The sequence below is a fragment of the Desulfofundulus luciae genome (assembly GCF_030813795.1).
GTDB lineage: Bacteria > Bacillota > Desulfotomaculia > Desulfotomaculales > Desulfovirgulaceae > Desulfofundulus > Desulfofundulus luciae.
In genome coordinates this window covers 1-16,574 of record NZ_JAUSUX010000007.1, presented here as the reverse complement: position 1 = coordinate 16,574, position 16,574 = coordinate 1, and the positions used below count along the sequence as shown (strand labels likewise).

Annotated in this window: 11 protein-coding genes and 1 CRISPR repeat array; of the genes, 7 read left to right on the top strand and 4 right to left on the bottom strand. The window is 57.3% G+C overall.

From position 1 onward, the window contains the following. Position 1 precedes the first annotated feature (1 nt). The 4 genes from J2Z49_RS05605 to J2Z49_RS05590 form a co-directional block, all read right to left on the bottom strand. Positions 2 to 1,777 (bottom strand): sensor domain-containing diguanylate cyclase/phosphohydrolase, encoded by a 1,776-nt coding sequence (locus J2Z49_RS05605; RefSeq protein WP_307400904.1) that lies wholly within the window; start codon positions 1,775 to 1,777, stop codon positions 2 to 4. Beyond that, positions 1,777 to 2,919, bottom strand: coding sequence for an FIST signal transduction protein (locus J2Z49_RS05600; RefSeq protein ID WP_307400901.1), 1,143 nt, complete (start codon positions 2,917 to 2,919; stop codon positions 1,777 to 1,779). Before J2Z49_RS05600 ends, J2Z49_RS05605 begins: the two co-directional genes overlap by 1 nt. A gap of 136 nt (positions 2,920 to 3,055) precedes the next feature. Continuing rightward, positions 3,056 to 3,637 (bottom strand): DJ-1/PfpI family protein, encoded by a 582-nt coding sequence (locus tag J2Z49_RS05595; RefSeq protein WP_307400621.1) that lies wholly within the window; start codon positions 3,635 to 3,637, stop codon positions 3,056 to 3,058. A 113-nt stretch (positions 3,638 to 3,750) separates the two neighbouring features. Continuing rightward, entirely contained in the window at positions 3,751 to 5,262 is a 1,512-nt protein-coding gene (locus J2Z49_RS05590; RefSeq protein WP_307400618.1) for an MDR family MFS transporter, read from the bottom strand. Positions 5,263 to 5,543: 281 nt separating this feature from the next. Here J2Z49_RS05590 and cas3 point away from each other — a divergent pair, with 281 nt between their 5' ends. From cas3 to cas2, 7 genes are all read left to right on the top strand, one after another. Continuing rightward, positions 5,544 to 7,796: a CRISPR-associated helicase Cas3' gene (cas3, locus tag J2Z49_RS05585; RefSeq protein ID WP_307400615.1), complete on the top strand. Its 2,253-nt coding sequence runs from the start codon at positions 5,544 to 5,546 to the stop codon at positions 7,794 to 7,796. Between the two features lie 169 nt (positions 7,797 to 7,965). Then, positions 7,966 to 8,667 carry a type I-C CRISPR-associated protein Cas5c gene (cas5c, locus tag J2Z49_RS05580; RefSeq protein ID WP_307400612.1) on the top strand — a complete coding sequence of 234 codons (702 nt, stop codon included), beginning with the start codon at positions 7,966 to 7,968 and terminating at the stop codon, positions 8,665 to 8,667. Further along, on the top strand, positions 8,660 to 10,381 hold the full coding sequence (gene cas8c / locus J2Z49_RS05575; protein ID WP_307400610.1) for a type I-C CRISPR-associated protein Cas8c/Csd1: 1,722 nt from the start codon (positions 8,660 to 8,662) through the stop codon (positions 10,379 to 10,381). The genes cas5c and cas8c overlap by 8 nt, the downstream gene beginning before the upstream one ends. Before the next feature lie 17 nt (positions 10,382 to 10,398). After that, positions 10,399 to 11,496 (top strand): type I-C CRISPR-associated protein Cas7/Csd2, encoded by a 1,098-nt coding sequence (gene cas7c / locus J2Z49_RS05570; protein WP_307400608.1) that lies wholly within the window; start codon positions 10,399 to 10,401, stop codon positions 11,494 to 11,496. Positions 11,497 to 11,498: 2 nt separating this feature from the next. Continuing rightward, positions 11,499 to 12,095: a CRISPR-associated protein Cas4 gene (gene cas4 / locus J2Z49_RS05565; RefSeq protein WP_307400606.1), complete on the top strand. Its 597-nt coding sequence runs from the start codon at positions 11,499 to 11,501 to the stop codon at positions 12,093 to 12,095. After that, entirely contained in the window at positions 12,086 to 13,120 is a 1,035-nt protein-coding gene (gene cas1c / locus J2Z49_RS05560) for a type I-C CRISPR-associated endonuclease Cas1c (protein WP_242655977.1), read from the top strand. Before cas4 ends, cas1c begins: the two co-directional genes overlap by 10 nt. Next, positions 13,117 to 13,416, top strand: a complete 300-nt coding sequence (cas2, locus tag J2Z49_RS05555) for a CRISPR-associated endonuclease Cas2 (RefSeq protein ID WP_073166755.1) — start codon at positions 13,117 to 13,119, stop codon at positions 13,414 to 13,416. Before cas1c ends, cas2 begins: the two co-directional genes overlap by 4 nt. Positions 13,417 to 13,671: 255 nt before the next feature. Further along, positions 13,672 to 16,516: a CRISPR direct-repeat array (repeat unit 37 nt; unit sequence GTTGCACCCGGCTTCCATGCCGGGTGAGGATTGAAAC). Positions 16,517 to 16,574: the final 58 nt, after the last annotated feature.

Here is a 16,574-nt window from a genome sequence, read left to right as displayed (position 1 = left end):
TTTACAGCAGTTTAAGGAAAATTCCCACCAGGTGAGGGTCGAACCGGGTTCCTGCCCCTTGCTTGAGTTCTGTCATCACTTCCTCGGCGGACATGACTTTTTTGCCGGGCCGCACGGCGGTTATGGTCTCGTAGGCGTCGGCTATGGCAAGAATGCGGCTTAAGAGATGGATTTCTTCCCCCTTTAAACCCTGCGGGTACCCCCGCCCGTCCCACCACTCGTGGTGTTGCAGGATTAGCTCGGCCACCGGGGTCAGTCCGGGTGAGCACCTGGCAATCCGGTATCCCACTTCGCAGTGGCGTTTCATTTCTTCCTCTTCTTCTTTTGTGAGTGATTCATTTTTACGCAGGATGTGATCCGGGAGGCCCACCTTTCCAATGTCGTGCACCTCGGCCAGCAGGAGCAGGTTGTCCATCTCCTCCGTGGAAAGGCCTGCTGCCTCCCCCAGTAGCCTTGCCAGTTCCTTAACCCGCCCGGCATGCCTTTCGATGTGGGGGTAATTCCTGAAAAGCGCTGCCAGGATGGAACGGCCGATATCGTACCTCTCTGCAGCACAGCGCTGTAACTTGTCACGGTACATTTCATCGTCTGCCTGCTTGTAAGCGTCGTAAACGGACCTGCGGGGATTCTCCGTAACACCCACCCCGGCGGAAATGTTGAGCGGTACGACAGTGTGCCCCATGTTGAACTTCTCCCGGGTTTCAACTAAGATCGAGCAGGCTTTTTGTGCCGCTTCCCTGTCCCTTGCCGGCAGGATGACGGCAAACTCGTCGCCGCCTACCCGGAAGGCCTCTTCTCCGGGGAATACTTCGCGGATCAGGGCGGCAACCTTTTGAAGCAACTCGTCCCCCTGCCTGTGACCCAGGCAGTCGTTGACCGGCTTCAACCCGTCTACGTCACACACAATGACGCTTACCGGCCGCACGCCCTCTTCATCCAGCTGGCGGATTTTTTGCTCGAAATAATTGCGGTTATAAAGGCCGGTCAGGCTGTCAAAAGCGCTCAGACGCCTGAGTTCTTCCTCCATTTGCTTTCGCCCGGTTATGTCTATGATCATGCAGAAAACCTCTTCCACTTTTTCGTCCTGCTTCACAGGGACCAGGGTTAAAAGCGCCCACCGCAGGTCTCCCTCCGGCGTTTGAATCTGCCATTCCCCGGGCCCGACAACCTGACCGGTTTCCCACGTCCGGGTCAGGAGCTTTTGAAAATCGGCCGCAGGCCTGATCCGGGTGAACCAGTCCCCGTCCTTTGGCAGCACACCCTGGCCGAGGATTTTCTGCACTTCCCGGTTGTAGTGTAAAATCCTTCCCTCCCGGTCAAAGGATAGGGCACCCACCATGGGCATGTTTTCGAAAACCAGCCGGAAGCGTTCTCTCAGCTTTCTGGTTTTCCTCTCCCAGATGTGGAGCTGCAGAATATTTGCCAGCCGCCCGGAAAACACGTCCAGCAGGCGGCGTTCGTTCTCCAGGAAATCTTCGTTTCTTTCAAGGTAAAGATTCCCCAGGGGAGGGCTCCCCAGTTCCTTAAGATAGACCCTCCCCGGATCCCGGTTCTGCCAGGGCCGTTCCTTGAGAACGTTTATTTTGTTCTGGCCGAAGCCCCAGGTATGGCAGGTAGACTGCCCTGTGTCGTCGTGGAGGACAAGGGCTGCCCGCTGGACCCCGAAAAGCCGCACCGCTTTTTCTATTACTTCATCGAAAAGGTCTGCTTCTGAACCGGGCCAGGCAAGCGAGGAAACCTCGTACAGAAAGGCCAGCTCCAGCGCACTGGAGTTCATCAAAAAGACGTCCCTCCCATGGCGAAGAGGAAAGTTTTGTTGTGGAAGAGTGGGGGGCCGCTGGAGTAACTGCCCACTTCCCCAAAAGTCAGAAAACCCGCCACCGGCAACCCGCCCAGTGTATTCCGGATATCTTCCAGTTCCCGGTCTGCATGTTCTCCCATTAACAGAAAACGGGATACGCAGTTGAAGATCAGGGCAAACCCGGGAAATTTCACAGAATTCCTGGCCTGCACTGTTGCTTCGAGGGCCGCCCGCATAAGGCTTTCGGGACTGGTATAGCGCATGAGGTAGGCCACGGCACGGTAAGGCACTTCTGTGACAAATTCAATCGAATCGTTTGCACCCAGTTTGAAAGGATCGCGGATAATGAATCTTCCGCTCAAATCCGGTACCCCCAGCGGGTGGCGGACGGCGCAGTCGGGAAACTTTTCGCCCGTTATCCCCCCGAGCCGGCGCGAGTAGACCCGAAAGGCCGGCTGCTCGTCAATTTCAAAGACAACCTTGCCCTTTGTCCTGGTGATGAGCAGCGGAGGACCGAAAGGCTCCCAGCCGTGACCGATGCCGGTAGCAAAGGAAAAGCCGGCAACCAGGGCTGCCGCTACCGCGCCGCTGGTCACGCCGGTTTCGGTCATCTGGTATGTCCTGAAAAAGCGCATATTATCTCCGGTTCCCCCGCCTGCATATGTAAACCGGGGGCCCAGTACGTCGTAAATACCGCGTAGCATGCGCGCAATGTTGCCCGCCAGGCCGTCGGGAAATACAAATACAGTGCCTTCGCCTGGAGCCGGCCCGCTTAGGAGTCTTTCGGCCAGTTCCCTGCCCGTTTCGTCGGCCCGTTCGCTCAGCATTTCCACCAGGGCCGTCCTGGCCGTGATCCCTTCACCGGCGAGCGTCACCACTTCCACACCGTGCTTTTTGATCCCTTCTGCCGTGATGATTCCCGCTCCGGACGCGCCGACTAGTTTTGGAGTCCCCGTTTCGGCCATCACTGTTTCGAGGATCTCTTCCTGATTGTACCCTTCGGTGGTAAACAGAAATGTGAGGGCGGGCGGTCCCGATCGGGCCATGGCGAACCGTGCCGCCTTCCTTGCGGCTTCCCGGGAGTCCGGATGTAAACTATACCCCACACCCACCTTCATGCGCACAGGACTCCTCTCTTCTCCAGTCCGGCAACTAGACAAGGAAATTTTCTGCAAAGGTTTTAAAAACCCTTCCCGGGTCGTAACAAAAAGAGGAGTCCCTTTGCAGGCCGGGCTCCTCTCATCCTTGGGCTTCTTACGGTTCGATCCTTGTTCCCAGGAGCTTGAGGAATTTTGCAAGCCACCCGGGGTGGGCGGGCCAGGCTGGTGCGGTGACCAGGTTGCTTTCAACGCAAGCCCCGCTTACCTCTACATCCACCCATTTGCCTCCTGCATTTTCCACTTCGGGTTTTACCGCCGGGTAGGCCGTGCAGGTTTTCCCATGGAGCACACCTGCCGCCGCCAGTACCTGTATGCCGTGGCAAATGGCGGCGATGGGCTTGTTGGCTCCGGCAAAGTGCCGGACTATTTCCAGCACCGCGGGATTCAGTCGGATGTACTCCGGCGCACGCCCGCCGGGTATCACCAGGGCGTCGTAATTTTCCGCCTTCACTTCATCAAAAGAAGCATTCAGGGTGAAGTTATGGCCGGGCTTTTCGCTGTAGGTTTGATCCCCCTCGAAGTCGTGCACGGCCGTGCGTACTTTCTCCCCGGCCTTCTTTCCGGGGCAGACCGCGTGAACGGTGTGCCCGACCATCTGCAGCGCCTGAAACGGCACCATTACTTCGTAGTCCTCCACATAATCGCCGACAAGCATCAGAATTTTTTTGGCACCCATGTCTTAATTGACCGCCTCCTTTTATTAGCATTAACTGCCTTTTAAAACCATTCGTCAGGCAGGTTGATTTTTCCTTCCCTGCACTAAAACAAGTGCAATCCTGCCGGCAACCTTCATTCCATTGCCGGCTGGTCATCCCACCGCGCCTTTAATTCCCGGTCCTCGAGAAACAGGGAAGCCATCAGACCCCCCGTCAAAAGGATAGCTCCGATGAAAAAACCGTGGGTAATACTGAGAGAAAAAGCATGTTTCAGCAGGGACAGGCGGGGATCGCCGGGCATCTGCATCAAACGGCCCAGGACCTGACCGGGGTCAACTTTTGCCGGTGCACCGGGTGGCAAAAGACCCGCCAGACGGTGGCTTAAATCGGTCAAAACAATATTGCCGGTGAGAGCGCTACCAAAAACGCCGCCAATACTGCGGAACAACTGGGAAGCGGCCGTAACTGTTCCCAACTCCGTGCGGCGCACGGTATTTTGTACGGCCACGGTAAAGGTGGGCATGGCTATACCCATTCCGGTACCGCTGATAATCATGCCGGCGACGACCATGGCATGGGTGGCATCGACGGGCAGCCGCCCCAGGTAAAACATGCCGACAGTGGCAACGGCCAGGCCGGATACGGCGAAGATTTTATAGTGCCGCAACCGGGAAATCAGTTGTCCGCTGACCACCGCTGCAATCATGACCGAAAGCATCATGGGCGTAAGCAATGTACCGGAGTATGTCGCGCTTACACCCGTCACGATTTGCAGGTACATGGGCAAATAAAGGGTAATGGCAAACATGCCCAGGGTAACTAAAAAAAGGGTTATGGTAGAAACAACGAAAATGTTGTTCCTCCAGAGCCAGGGTGGGAGTAATGGTTCTTCAGCCCGGCTGTCCGCCAGGGCAAAAAGGATACCGGACACTCCTGCCACTGCAAAGCCAAGTAACACACGGTGGGTGGCCCAGCTCAAATCCTGCTGGGCAAAGGTCAGTGCCAGCAACAGACCAACCACGGAAACAGTCAATAACACCGGACTCCAGTAGTTGACCCGTGGTTTATGTGCTGCCCGGTTAGGCGGCAGGGCATAAAAAAGCAGGACCAGCGAAAGGAAACCGAAGGGGGTACTTACGTAAAAGACCCAGCGCCAGCTCCAGTGGTCCGTAATCCACCCGCCGAGAGTGGGACCCAGGAGGGTGGCCAGGGCAAATACGCTCATCATTATCCCCTGCCAGCGTCCCCTCTGGGCCGGTGGGAAAAGATCCCCGATGGTAATGGTATTCATGGCCATTAACATGCCGCCGCCCAGGCCCTGCACGGCCCGGGCGGCAATGAGCCAGTGCATATTATGGGCCAGACCGGAAGCCCAGGAACCCAGTAAAAAAAGAGTTACCCCGGCCAGGAAAAAAGGCCGCCGTCCCCAGAGGTCGGAGAACTTTCCGGCCAGGGGTACCACCACGCTTGAGGTAAGAATGTAGGCGGTGGCCAGCCAGCTATAGAAGTCCAGTCCACCCAGATCGGCAACTATCCGGGGCATGGCGGTTGCTACCACTGTTTGGTTTACGGCGGAAGTCAACATGGTAATCAGCAGGGCTACCATCAGCAATCTCCTTTTATCGCCCTTCAAAACTCTGAGCAACCCAAATTCACCTTCCTGTCCGATTAATATGGATTACTTAAGAACGTTAAATATTATATCCCTAAAGTATATAGAAGGCAATGGTATTTCAATTTTTGTGGTACATCTCGACTTATATCAAAGCGGTTTTGTTGAGTACATGATGTCAATAGTATAATCTTCATTTTTGATCGGCTCTCGGAGCAAGTTGCAGGCCCGCAAAACATAAGCCTGCAAATTTTTTGTTCTTCCGTGGAAAACTTAACCTGAAAAGGAGGAGTTAGCCTGTACTGGGTCGAATTTTGTTCATAAAAAAGTTGCGCCCGGTTTTCATGCCGGGTGAGGATTGGACCGGGAAGTGGAGCATGGAACATATATTTCACTATTATGCTCATACGCCAAATGCGCAGAAGGTTTGGCACGATCTGGTCTCTCACCTGCAGAAAGTAGCTGAGCAAGCGTCTGCCTTCGCCCGGCCCTTCGGCGGTGAAGCCCATGCTGCCTGGGCCGGCCTCTTTCATGACCTGGGGAAGTTCAATCCCTCCTTTCAAGAATACCTGCAGGCGCAGTACCGGGGGGAAAAATATCCCCGCGTGCCGCATGCTGTGTGGGGGGCCGCCCTGATTTACCGTCTTTTATGCAAAGGGGCAAAAGACCCGGAAGGCTGGAAGGATATTGCCCTGCCCGTCTGCGGCCACCACTCCGGGCTTGCCGCTGCCGGCCGCCTGGCTCAGGATCTGGAGGAATTCTTGCAAAAGAACTCTGAGTCTCTTTCGATATTTTGCACCCGGTTTTTACACTGGATGAGGATTGAAACGCTGCCCAAGCCTCCCCCTCTTCGTCCACTCCCCGCCCGGGACACCCGCCGCGAATTTTTCATCCGTATGCTCTTTTCTGCCCTGGTGGACGCGGATTACCTGGACACGGAGGCGCACTTCGCTCCGGAGCCGGCACAGGTGAGAAGAGGCTGGCCGGAAATCCCCGAGCTCTGGACCCGGTTTGTGAAAAACCAGGAGTCGTTTCTTGCGACCCGGGATGCAGATACTCCTACAAACCGGGTCCGCCGCGAGGTTTACGAGTCCTGTCTGCGGGCCGCCGAAGGTCCGCCCGGCGTCTGGCGCCTTACCGTGCCCACCGGCGGCGGGAAAACGAGGAGCGGCCTGGCCTTCGCTCTGAAGCACGCCGTGTTGCACGGCAAGCGCCGGGTGATTGTGGCTATTCCTTATACAAGCATTATCGAGCAGACGGCGGATGTTTACCGGAAAATGCTGGGGAATGAAGCCGTCCTGGAGCATCACAGCCAGGTGCCCGTGCCCGAAGACGAAGGACAGGACCCATTGGCTTTGCGGCTACGCCTGGCGGCTGAAAACTGGGACGCTCCATTGATAGTTACCACTACAGTTCAATTATTTGAAAGCCTTTTTACCAATCGTCCCGCCCGGGCACGCAAGCTGCACAACCTGGCCCGGAGCATCATCCTCCTGGACGAAGTGCAGGCCCTGCCTCCCGAAATCCTCAAGCCTACCCTGGATGTTTTGAGGGCACTGGTGGAGGACTATGGGGTAACCCTGGTCCTTTCCACTGCTACCCAGCCGGCCTTTGACGATACGCCTTACCTCCGGGAGTTTTACGGTCTTGAGGTGCGTGAGATCGTGCCCCGGTACCGTGAACATTTCCAGCGGCTGAAAAGGGTGGATTACGAGCTGTGGGATGAACCGCTCTCGTGGGATGACCTGGCGGGTGAGATCCGGGAATTGCAGCAAGTGCTGGTGGTTCTCAACTCCCGCCGGGATGCGCTGGAACTGCTTAAGGCCCTGGGCGACTTGCCTGATGTGTTTCACCTTTCCACACTCCTCTGCGGGGCCCACAGGCGCCGGGTGCTGGCTGAAGTATCGTGCCGGCTGGAAGAAGGAAAGCCGGTGCGCTTGGTCAGTACCCAGGTGGTGGAGGCCGGGGTAGACCTGGATTTCCCGGTTGTTTTTAGGGCGGTAGGGCCCCTGGACCGGGTGGTCCAGGCGGCCGGAAGGTGCAACCGGGAGGGGCGGTTGGCCAAGGGGCGGGTTGTTGTGTTTGAGCCGGCTGAGGGCAGGGCTCCCCGGGGACCGTATAAAGCTGGTCTGGAAAAAGCCCGGCTCCTTTTAAAAGGACGCCCGGCCGAAAGCCTTCACGATCCCGAACTCTACCGGCAATATTTCCGTAGGCTCTTTGCGGATGTGGACCTGGATAAGAAAAGAATTCAGGAATACCGCCAGGATTTGAACTATCCGGAAGTGGCCCGCCTTTACCGCCTGATTGAGGAGGAGATGGTTTCGGTAGTCGTCCCGTACGGTGAGGCTGGTGAGCGGCTTGAGGAGTGGCTGAAGCAGCCGGGCCGTACGACCTGGCGGCGCCTGCAGCCCTACCTGGTCGGCCTCTTCCGGCACGAAGCGGCAAAGTTCAAAAAAGAGGGCCTGCTGGAGCCCCTTGGGGAGGGATTCTACCGCTGGACCGGGGGATACGACGAGCGCCTGGGACTGGTGGGGCCCGTTTACGACCCCGGTGATCTAATTGTTTAAGAGGTCGCTTGGTCACGGTTGCTCCCTGTCCTGGCTGACGTCGTTGCACCCGGCATAGAAGCCGGGTGAGGATTAAAACAAGCAATGCTGTCCCATGCCGCACCGTAGAGCGGGGTTGCACCCGGCCTCTGTGCCTGGTGAGAATCGAAACAAACACGGGGGTGTTCAGGTGGAGCGGACCGGAATGGTTACGGTTAAAGTGTGGGGTGAGTATGCCTGCTTTACTCGCCCGGAATTTAAGGTGGAAAGGGTAAGCTACCCGGTCATGACCCCTTCGGCAGCACGGGGGGTGCTGGAGGCCATTTTCTGGAAACCGGAGTTCCATTATGAGATTAGAGCTATTGGCGTCCTCAATATGGGGAGCGAAATGGTGATCTTGCGCAACGAGATAGACCGGCGCCAGGGAAGCAACCCATTCTTTGTGGAGGATGCCCGCCAGCAGCGTTGCAGCCTGGTGCTTAAGAACGTGGCCTACCTGATCCGGGCGGAAATGTCCCTGCAGCCCTGGGCCACCGATCCGGTCTACAAGTACCGCGACCAGTTTAACCGCCGCGTGGAGAGGGGTCAGTGCTATCACCGGCCCTATCTCGGCACCAGGGAATTTGCGGCCTTTTTTGCACCTGCCGATGGGGAGAGCCCCGACCCGGCCTTAAACCTGGACTTGGGAATAATGCTCTTCGACATCGCCTTCGTGGCAAGTAAGAAGCGGGTAGATCTCGAGTTCATGCGGCATGGTCCGCAAGGCGCTAGGCGGGTTCAGGGCTATACCCAGGCCTTCTTCTTCCCGGCGCGGCTGGAACAGGGCTGGCTTAAGGTGCCGCCAGAGAAGTACCAGGAGCTTTACCGGATGGAGGAGGGAGAAAATGCTTAGAGCCCTGGTCGATGCCGCGGAGCGTTTTCGGCGGGAGGGCGAGTTACCGCCAACAGGGTACAAGCCGAAGGTGCCTAAATGGATTGTGAACCTTGAGAAGGGCAGGCCCTATCTAGAGGGGCCGTATACGCAGAAAGAAGTTCGCGCTTTCTTGGCACCAGATCGGCAGCGTTCCGGCACCCCATCGAAGAAGAACCTCAAGCCCTACCTGCTCTCGGACGATGCTCGCTACGCCCTGGGCAAGGCCGAGCCCGGTAAGGAAGAGGAAGCCAGGCTCCTGCATGAAGGCTTTCTGACTCTTCTGGAGGAAGCCCATCGAGAGACCGGGCTCCTGGAACTGGCACAACTGCTTGCTTTTCTAAAATCATCCGATGTAGAGCAGATTCGGGAGCGGGTCGGGCCTAGGGATCTTGTGCAGTTCCGGGTGGAGGGAAAGAACCTCACCGAGGACGGGGCGGTGCAGGCCTTTTGGTCAGAGTACCTCGCTCGGGAGCTGATGGCAAAAAATAGGGCTTATTGTTCTATATGCGGTAAAGAAGGACCCGTGCTCCGCATCTTGCCGCGTGAAGTGGTTGTTCTGGGTCAGAAGTGCCAGGTGAGCTCGTTTAACCGTGACGCCTTCACCTCTTTTGGCAAGACCCAGACCGAGAACGCTCCAACCTGCTTTACATGTGGGAGCGACGCGGTGGATGCCCTCGACTACCTGATCCGCGCCGAACGACACCGTCGCGCCTTAGTAAGCAACCCCGAGGCCAGCGGTCTGGAAAACCAGCTTGCGGTTTTCTGGTTGGACAAAAAGGTGGAGCTTTCCTACGAAGACCAAACCTACGATCTCGAAACTCTCCTGGGTTCAGTGCTGGACAATGCTGGTGGGCAAACGGGACCACCCGCAGAGCTTTCCCAGCTTGATTCTTTACTGGCCGTTCCCTGGACTGCAAGAACAAGCGCTCTGAACATTGATCAAAGCTGCTTTTACCTGGCAGTGCTTTCGGCCAATAAGGGGAGGATGGTGGTACGGGAGTGGTTTGAGGCCTCAGTGGGGAGGCTTAGAGAGAATCTCAGGGCTTTTCTAGATGGGCAGAGGATAGTGGGCCCTCTGGGAGAGGAACCGCAAGTGTTCCCCATCCCAGCCCTTCTGGATGCTCTGAAAGCCGGTGATCCTAACCTCACCCAGGACCTCCTGCGTGCAGCCTACTTGGGCCTAAGACCGCGTGAGGGACTCCTGGGAGTTGCGTTGCGCCGCTTTCGTAATCCCAGGGTACTACAGAACCATCGGGCGCTCCACCCCCTAGCGGCCCTGCTCAAACTTGCCCTGACCTATGAGAGGGAGGAAGTGAAGAGCATGGAAAGACTGGATTCCGGTCGCAACGAACCAGCTTACCTTTGTGGGAGGCTCCTTGCAGTGCTGGAAGAAGCCCAACAGCGCGCTTCTGGATGGAGCCTGAATAGCACCCTGACTGACCGTTTCTATGCAGCTACAGCTGCAGCGCCTGCGGCGAACCTCGCTCTCTTGCTTGCTCGGGCCAAGGTGTCCCATCTTCCCAAGATCCGTAGGGAGGGACGCGGTTACCGGGAGATCGAGGGGTTTTTGGAAGAGATTCTCTCCTACCTGGACGCCCAGCAAGGTTTCCCCTCGATCCTAAACCTTAAAGCTCAGGCTGAGTTTGCCTTGGGCTACTACCACCAGCGGGCGGAGTTCCGCCGAAAAAGCTGAGGAGGTGCACAGTAAGCGTGGAAAAGGCACACCTAGAACCCAATAGGCGGCACGAATTTATACTGCTCTTTGACGTTAAGAGCGGTAACCCTAACGGTGATCCTGACGCAGGCAACCTGCCCCGCATCGACCCCGAGACTATGCATGGCCTGATAACCGATGTGGCTTTGAAGCGCAAAGTGCGGGACTATGTGGCTTTGGTTCTCAAGAAGGATATTTTTATTAAAAGCGAGGTGGCTCTGAATACCCTTATTTTTGAGGCCTTCAAGGAGGCCGGAGTAGAGCCCTTGCAGGTACCTCTTAACGAGACTGAACAGGAAGACGAGGAACTTCTGGCCTGGCTACAGCGCAAAGCAGAGGCGGGCTTTCTGTTAGACGGGGGTCAACTCATCTACTCGGCCGAGGCTTTGAAGCAAAGGGAGATTGCCAGGTTGCTCGCAGAGGGCCTGGAAGAAGAGCGGAAGGATCTTGCCAGAAAGCTTCAGCAACTAGCCCAGCGCTTGGCGGAGGCAGCCAAGAGTTACAAAGGCAAGGCTATCACCCGTGAAACCCGGGAGGAAGCGCGCAAGCGGCTGTGTGCTAAATACTTCGATATCCGTATGTTTGGGGCCGTGCTTGCCACGGGCTTAAATGCTGGGCAGGTGAGAGGACCCGTGCAACTCACCTTTGCCCGCTCCCTGGATCCAATCTTTCCCTTGGACATCTCCATAACCCGTCAGGCTCGTACCACGCAGGAACGGTTGGTAACTGGAACCACTGAGATGGGCCGGAAACCGATTGTACCTTACGGCCTTTACCGGACTCACGGTTTCTACAACCCTTTCCTGGCCCAGCAAACCGAGGTGAGCCAGGAAGATCTCGAGGCCCTTTGGGAGGCCCTGGGGAACCTTTTCGAGTACGACCGCTCAGCTTCAAGGGGTGAGATGCATGTGCGCGGTCTCTGGGTTTTCACGCACGAGAATGCTAAGGGCAATGCTCCGGCACACAAGCTCTTCGAATTGGTCCGGGTGAGCCGGAAAGAAGGGGTAAGCGTGCCTCGCAGCTTCAATGACTATGAGGTTATGGTGGAGGAGGGGAACGTGCCTCCGGGTGTTACCATCACCCGGCTGGTCTAGCCGTGGAAGAACCTATCCCCATCAGTGCGCTGCAGCACTACGTATACTGTCCCAGGCAGTGCGCGTTGATCCACCTGGAACAGGTTTGGGAGGAAAATCTCTTCACTTTACGGGGGCGGCGGACCCACGAGAATGTGGATCTGCCCCACGACTACACTGCGGAAGGAGTTCGAGTTGAGCTGGCCGTCCCCCTCTGGTCGGAGCGTCTGGGGTTAATTGGCAGGGCGGATGTGGTCGAGTTCCTGCCGGACGGCATCCCCTATCCGGTTGAGTACAAGGCCGGTCCCCGGCGGGCCAGGAGGGCCGACGAGGTGCAGCTCTGCGCCCAGGCCTTGTGCCTTGAGGAAATGCTGGGACGACCCGTGCTCCGGGGAGCCCTGTACCATCACGGGTCACGCCGGAGGCGGGAGGTTCGCTTTACGCCCGAACTCCGTTCGCAGGTGGAAAGGGTGGTCCTGGACGTGCGACGGTTGCTCCAGATCGGCTCCATGCCACCTCCGGCGGCAGATGAACGCTGCCGGGACTGTTCCCTGGTGGACGCCTGTATGCCCTTTGCCCTGCGGGATCTCCCTGCCTGGCTGGAGCGTGAATGGAAGTGATGCACCAACTCCTTAATACCCTGTATATTCAAGCCCAGGGCGCCTACATACACCTGGATCACGATACGCTCAAGGTGGAAGTCGAGCGGGTTCAGCGGCTCCAGGTACCCCTGCACCATCTGGGCGGACTGGCCGTTTTCGGCAACGTACTCTTAAGCCCCTTTTTGATTCACCGTTTTGCCGAGGACGGCCGGAATATCGTCTGGTTTGACCAGAATGGCCAGTTCCGGGCCCGCCTCGCCGGGCCGGTATCTGGCAACGTCCTTTTGCGGCGGGCCCAGCACGAGGCCTACGGGGATGCGTGCCGTCGTAAGGCCCTGGCACGCCGTTTTGTGGCCGGTAAGATTAGAAATGCCCGCCACGTGCTGCTCCGGGGAATGCGCGATAACCCCGAACTGGCCTGCCGGCTTGAACCGGCCGCCCGGGAGCTGGAAACGGCCCTGAAGGAAGTGAACAGGTCGGAGGACCTGGATGAATTGCGCGGAATCGAGGGCCGGGCCGCCGCTGTATACTTTTCGGTATTGAGTTCGCTCATCCTGGTGGACGATCCCGCCCTGCGCTTTGAGATTAGAACGAAGCGGCCGCCCCGGGACCCGGTGAACGCTTTGCTCTCCTTTGCCTATGCCCTGCTGGTCAATGACTGTGTATCGGCCTGTGAAGGGGTCGGGCTTGATCCCCAGATCGGCTACCTCCACGCCCTGCGCCCCGGTCGGCCTGCCCTGGCCCTGGATCTAATGGAGGAGTTCCGTGCCTTCCTGGCAGACCGGCTGGTGCTGACGCTGCTGAACCGCCGCCAGATAACGGAAAAGGATTTCCTGGAGCGGCCGGGAGGTGCCATCCACCTTACCGACCGGGCCCGCCGGACCTTTTTAGAGGCCTATCAGAAAAGGAAACAGGAGGAGCTCACCCATCCTCTGCTTGGTCAACGGGTACCCGTCGGGCTCCTCCCCCACATCCAGGCGCGCCTGCTGGCGCGACATCTTCGCCAGGATGCGGCCGAATACGCGCCGTTTGTTGCCCGATGAAGCGGATGGACATCATCGTTGCCTACGACGTGAATATGGAAAGCAGGGAAGGGCAGGCCCGTCTGCGGAAAGTGGCAACAATTTGCAAGAACTTTGGCCAGCGGGTCCAGTATTCTCTCTTTGAGTGCCGGGTAACACCGGCTCAGCTCGAGGAACTCATTTACAGGCTCCGGAAAGTCATCGATGAGAAACGGGACAGCCTCCGCATCTACATACTGCATGGCGGCAGGGAGGGTTCCCTCAGGGTTTACGGCCAGGACCGGTATGTGGACTTCGATGGGCCGCTGATTCTGTGAAGGCTCTCGCGGGGCATGGCGAAATTCGGGCGGCGTAAGTGTGGTATTAGGCTTTCATGCCGGGTAAGGATTAAACAAAGATGGTGGTGCGCGGATCCCCAGTGGAGCTGCAAAACCCGGATGTATCGCGATTTGGCATTCTTACGGCCGGCCGGGCAGTTACAGGAGCCCCGGCCGGTCAAAAAATCCCCGGTCTGCCCGGTTCGCGCTGGATGGCCGCTAAAACCGCACAGGAAAAGAACCTGTGCGCGAACTGTTGCACCCGGCTTCCATGCCGGGTGAGGATTGAAACTGGTGCGGGCTGGTGAAGCCATCCACCGCCCGCGTTGCACCCGGCTTCCATGCCGGGTGAGGATTGAAACTTTATCAAACCCTGCGTTCCCGTACCCCCAGAAATGTTGCACCCGGCTTCCATGCCGGGTGAGGATTGAAACTTGTGTGTTGCAATGAACTTTCCGCCGTTTGTCAGGTTGCACCCGGCTTCCATGCCGGGTGAGGATTGAAACATGAGGTTGGTTTAACTCCGAAGTATGCAGAGGGGTTGCACCCGGCTTCCATGCCGGGTGAGGATTGAAACCAACACATACACCGCCAGCCAATATAGTGCCCGTATGTTGCACCCGGCTTCCATGCCGGGTGAGGATTGAAACACGGATTGGGAGCCTATTGATGTTATTCAGCCGAGGTTGCACCCGGCTTCCATGCCGGGTGAGGATTGAAACCTTTCTCGCCCGGTGATATTGTTTACCTCCGGCTAGGCGTTGCACCCGGCTTCCATGCCGGGTGAGGATTGAAACCTGGACGGCAACCACTACATCGACCTCGACCCGCGTTGCACCCGGCTTCCATGCCGGGTGAGGATTGAAACCTTACCTTGTCTTACAATCCTACACCAACTTGGTGTGTTGCACCCGGCTTCCATGCCGGGTGAGGATTGAAACATCTTCGCGCCACAGTTGAAGGAGCATCGCAATGGTTGCACCCGGCTTCCATGCCGGGTGAGGATTGAAACTTAATATTATCAACGAAATAATAAATAGTGATACAGGGTTGCACCCGGCTTCCATGCCGGGTGAGGATTGAAACATGTAATGCGGCTTTAAAATCTCTAGCACAATCTGGTTGCACCCGGCTTCCATGCCGGGTGAGGATTGAAACTGGAGGCCGGGGCTAATACCCCAGCGCTCCAGAACGTTGCACCCGGCTTCCATGCCGGGTGAGGATTGAAACTACGATTTCACTTGGTATTTCTCCGTCAAACCCTGCGGTTGCACCCGGCTTCCATGCCGGGTGAGGATTGAAACCTCCTTTCTCCGGCCACTTTCCCCCGGCCGGCGGGGTTGCACCCGGCTTCCATGCCGGGTGAGGATTGAAACTACGATTATGTCATCTATTTCCCAGGGGGCTGTGTTGTTGCACCCGGCTTCCATGCCGGGTGAGGATTGAAACCTTCCTATATTCCTTTTGTTTGTCTATATCATACCGTTGCACCCGGCTTCCATGCCGGGTGAGGATTGAAACAGTTCGTTCCAGACGATGCCCCGCAAATTGCCTTGGTTGCACCCGGCTTCCATGCCGGGTGAGGATTGAAACGTGGATCATCTCCTACCCGATCAATCACCCAGTCCTGTTGCACCCGGCTTCCATGCCGGGTGAGGATTGAAACAAATACTTCGCGATCTCAATCGTACTCATGCCGTCGTTGCACCCGGCTTCCATGCCGGGTGAGGATTGAAACATAGACCAATCACCGTAAGAAAGAATACCCCCCCCGTTGCACCCGGCTTCCATGCCGGGTGAGGATTGAAACCAGGACGGACTCCCTGTCCCGGAGGCGGATGCTCCAGTTGCACCCGGCTTCCATGCCGGGTGAGGATTGAAACTTGCGGGCGGTGGAAAGGGAAGGGTCCGCCCGCGGTTGCACCCGGCTTCCATGCCGGGTGAGGATTGAAACAAGCTCCTTTTCCTTTAGTTCAAGGGTTTCCCTAAGGTTGCACCCGGCTTCCATGCCGGGTGAGGATTGAAACATGATAACCTCCTCAAATGCCCTCATAATTGCCCGTTGCACCCGGCTTCCATGCCGGGTGAGGATTGAAACACGGTTGCCGGCTTAAGCCCCCGGACGGTGAGCATGTTGCACCCGGCTTCCATGCCGGGTGAGGATTGAAACAAGAAAAACCCGGCAACCCCGTCCCAACCCTGCTGGTTGCACCCGGCTTCCATGCCGGGTGAGGATTGAAACAGAGCTGGTGAACCGAAAGAGGTGAGGCACTAATGGTTGCACCCGGCTTCCATGCCGGGTGAGGATTGAAACTGGCGATGGCCAGCAATGAGTATGAAAGACGACACGTTGCACCCGGCTTCCATGCCGGGTGAGGATTGAAACCCCAGTAAAGGGGAAATAATGCGGGCTGACGATAGTTGCACCCGGCTTCCATGCCGGGTGAGGATTGAAACATTAAAACCCAAAAATGTCTGTCCGATCTGTGGAGTTGCACCCGGCTTCCATGCCGGGTGAGGATTGAAACCGCGTCGCGGCAGATGGCGTAGTCTCCCTCCAGGAGTTGCACCCGGCTTCCATGCCGGGTGAGGATTGAAACCCTATCTGCCGGCTTGTCCGGGTCAAGAACCGGGGTTGCACCCGGCTTCCATGCCGGGTGAGGATTGAAACAGGGCCTCGATGTAGTCAGTAGCTGTCGCCGGGATGTTGCACCCGGCTTCCATGCCGGGTGAGGATTGAAACTTTTTTGGGGGTGGTCGGGTGATTCTCGGCGCAACGTTGCACCCGGCTTCCATGCCGGGTGAGGATTGAAACCTGGATTCAGTATCGGACGACTTGCGAAACCCTGTTGCACCCGGCTTCCATGCCGGGTGAGGATTGAAACCGCACCCAGTCCGGGTGCATGGGCCGGGCATTAGGTTGCACCCGGCTTCCATGCCGGGTGAGGATTGAAACCATATGACAATTTCCCCGCATTGTTGCACAAAGGAGTTGCACCCGGCTTCCATGCCGGGTGAGGATTGAAACAGGATGAAGCCGCAAGGTAAACCTCCGGCCCACGCGTTGCACCCGGCTTCCATGCCGGGTGAGGATTGAAACCATATGACAATTTCCCCGCATTGTTGCACAAAGGAGTTGCACCCGGCTTCCATGCCGG

Bases quoted from the DNA above. Each gene is read 5' to 3' on its own strand.
- J2Z49_RS05605 (WP_307400904.1), bottom strand. From the start codon at position 1,777: ATGAACTCCAGTGCGCTGGAGCTGGCCTTTCTGTACGAGGTTTCCTCG.
- J2Z49_RS05600 (WP_307400901.1), bottom strand. From the start codon at position 2,919: ATGAAGGTGGGTGTGGGGTATAGTTTACATCCGGACTCCCGGGAAGCC.
- J2Z49_RS05595 (WP_307400621.1), bottom strand. From the start codon at position 3,637: ATGGGTGCCAAAAAAATTCTGATGCTTGTCGGCGATTATGTGGAGGAC.
- cas8c (WP_307400610.1), top strand. From the start codon at position 8,660: ATGCTTAGAGCCCTGGTCGATGCCGCGGAGCGTTTTCGGCGGGAGGGC.
- cas1c (WP_242655977.1), top strand. From the start codon at position 12,086: ATGGAAGTGATGCACCAACTCCTTAATACCCTGTATATTCAAGCCCAG.
- cas2 (WP_073166755.1), top strand. From the start codon at position 13,117: ATGAAGCGGATGGACATCATCGTTGCCTACGACGTGAATATGGAAAGC.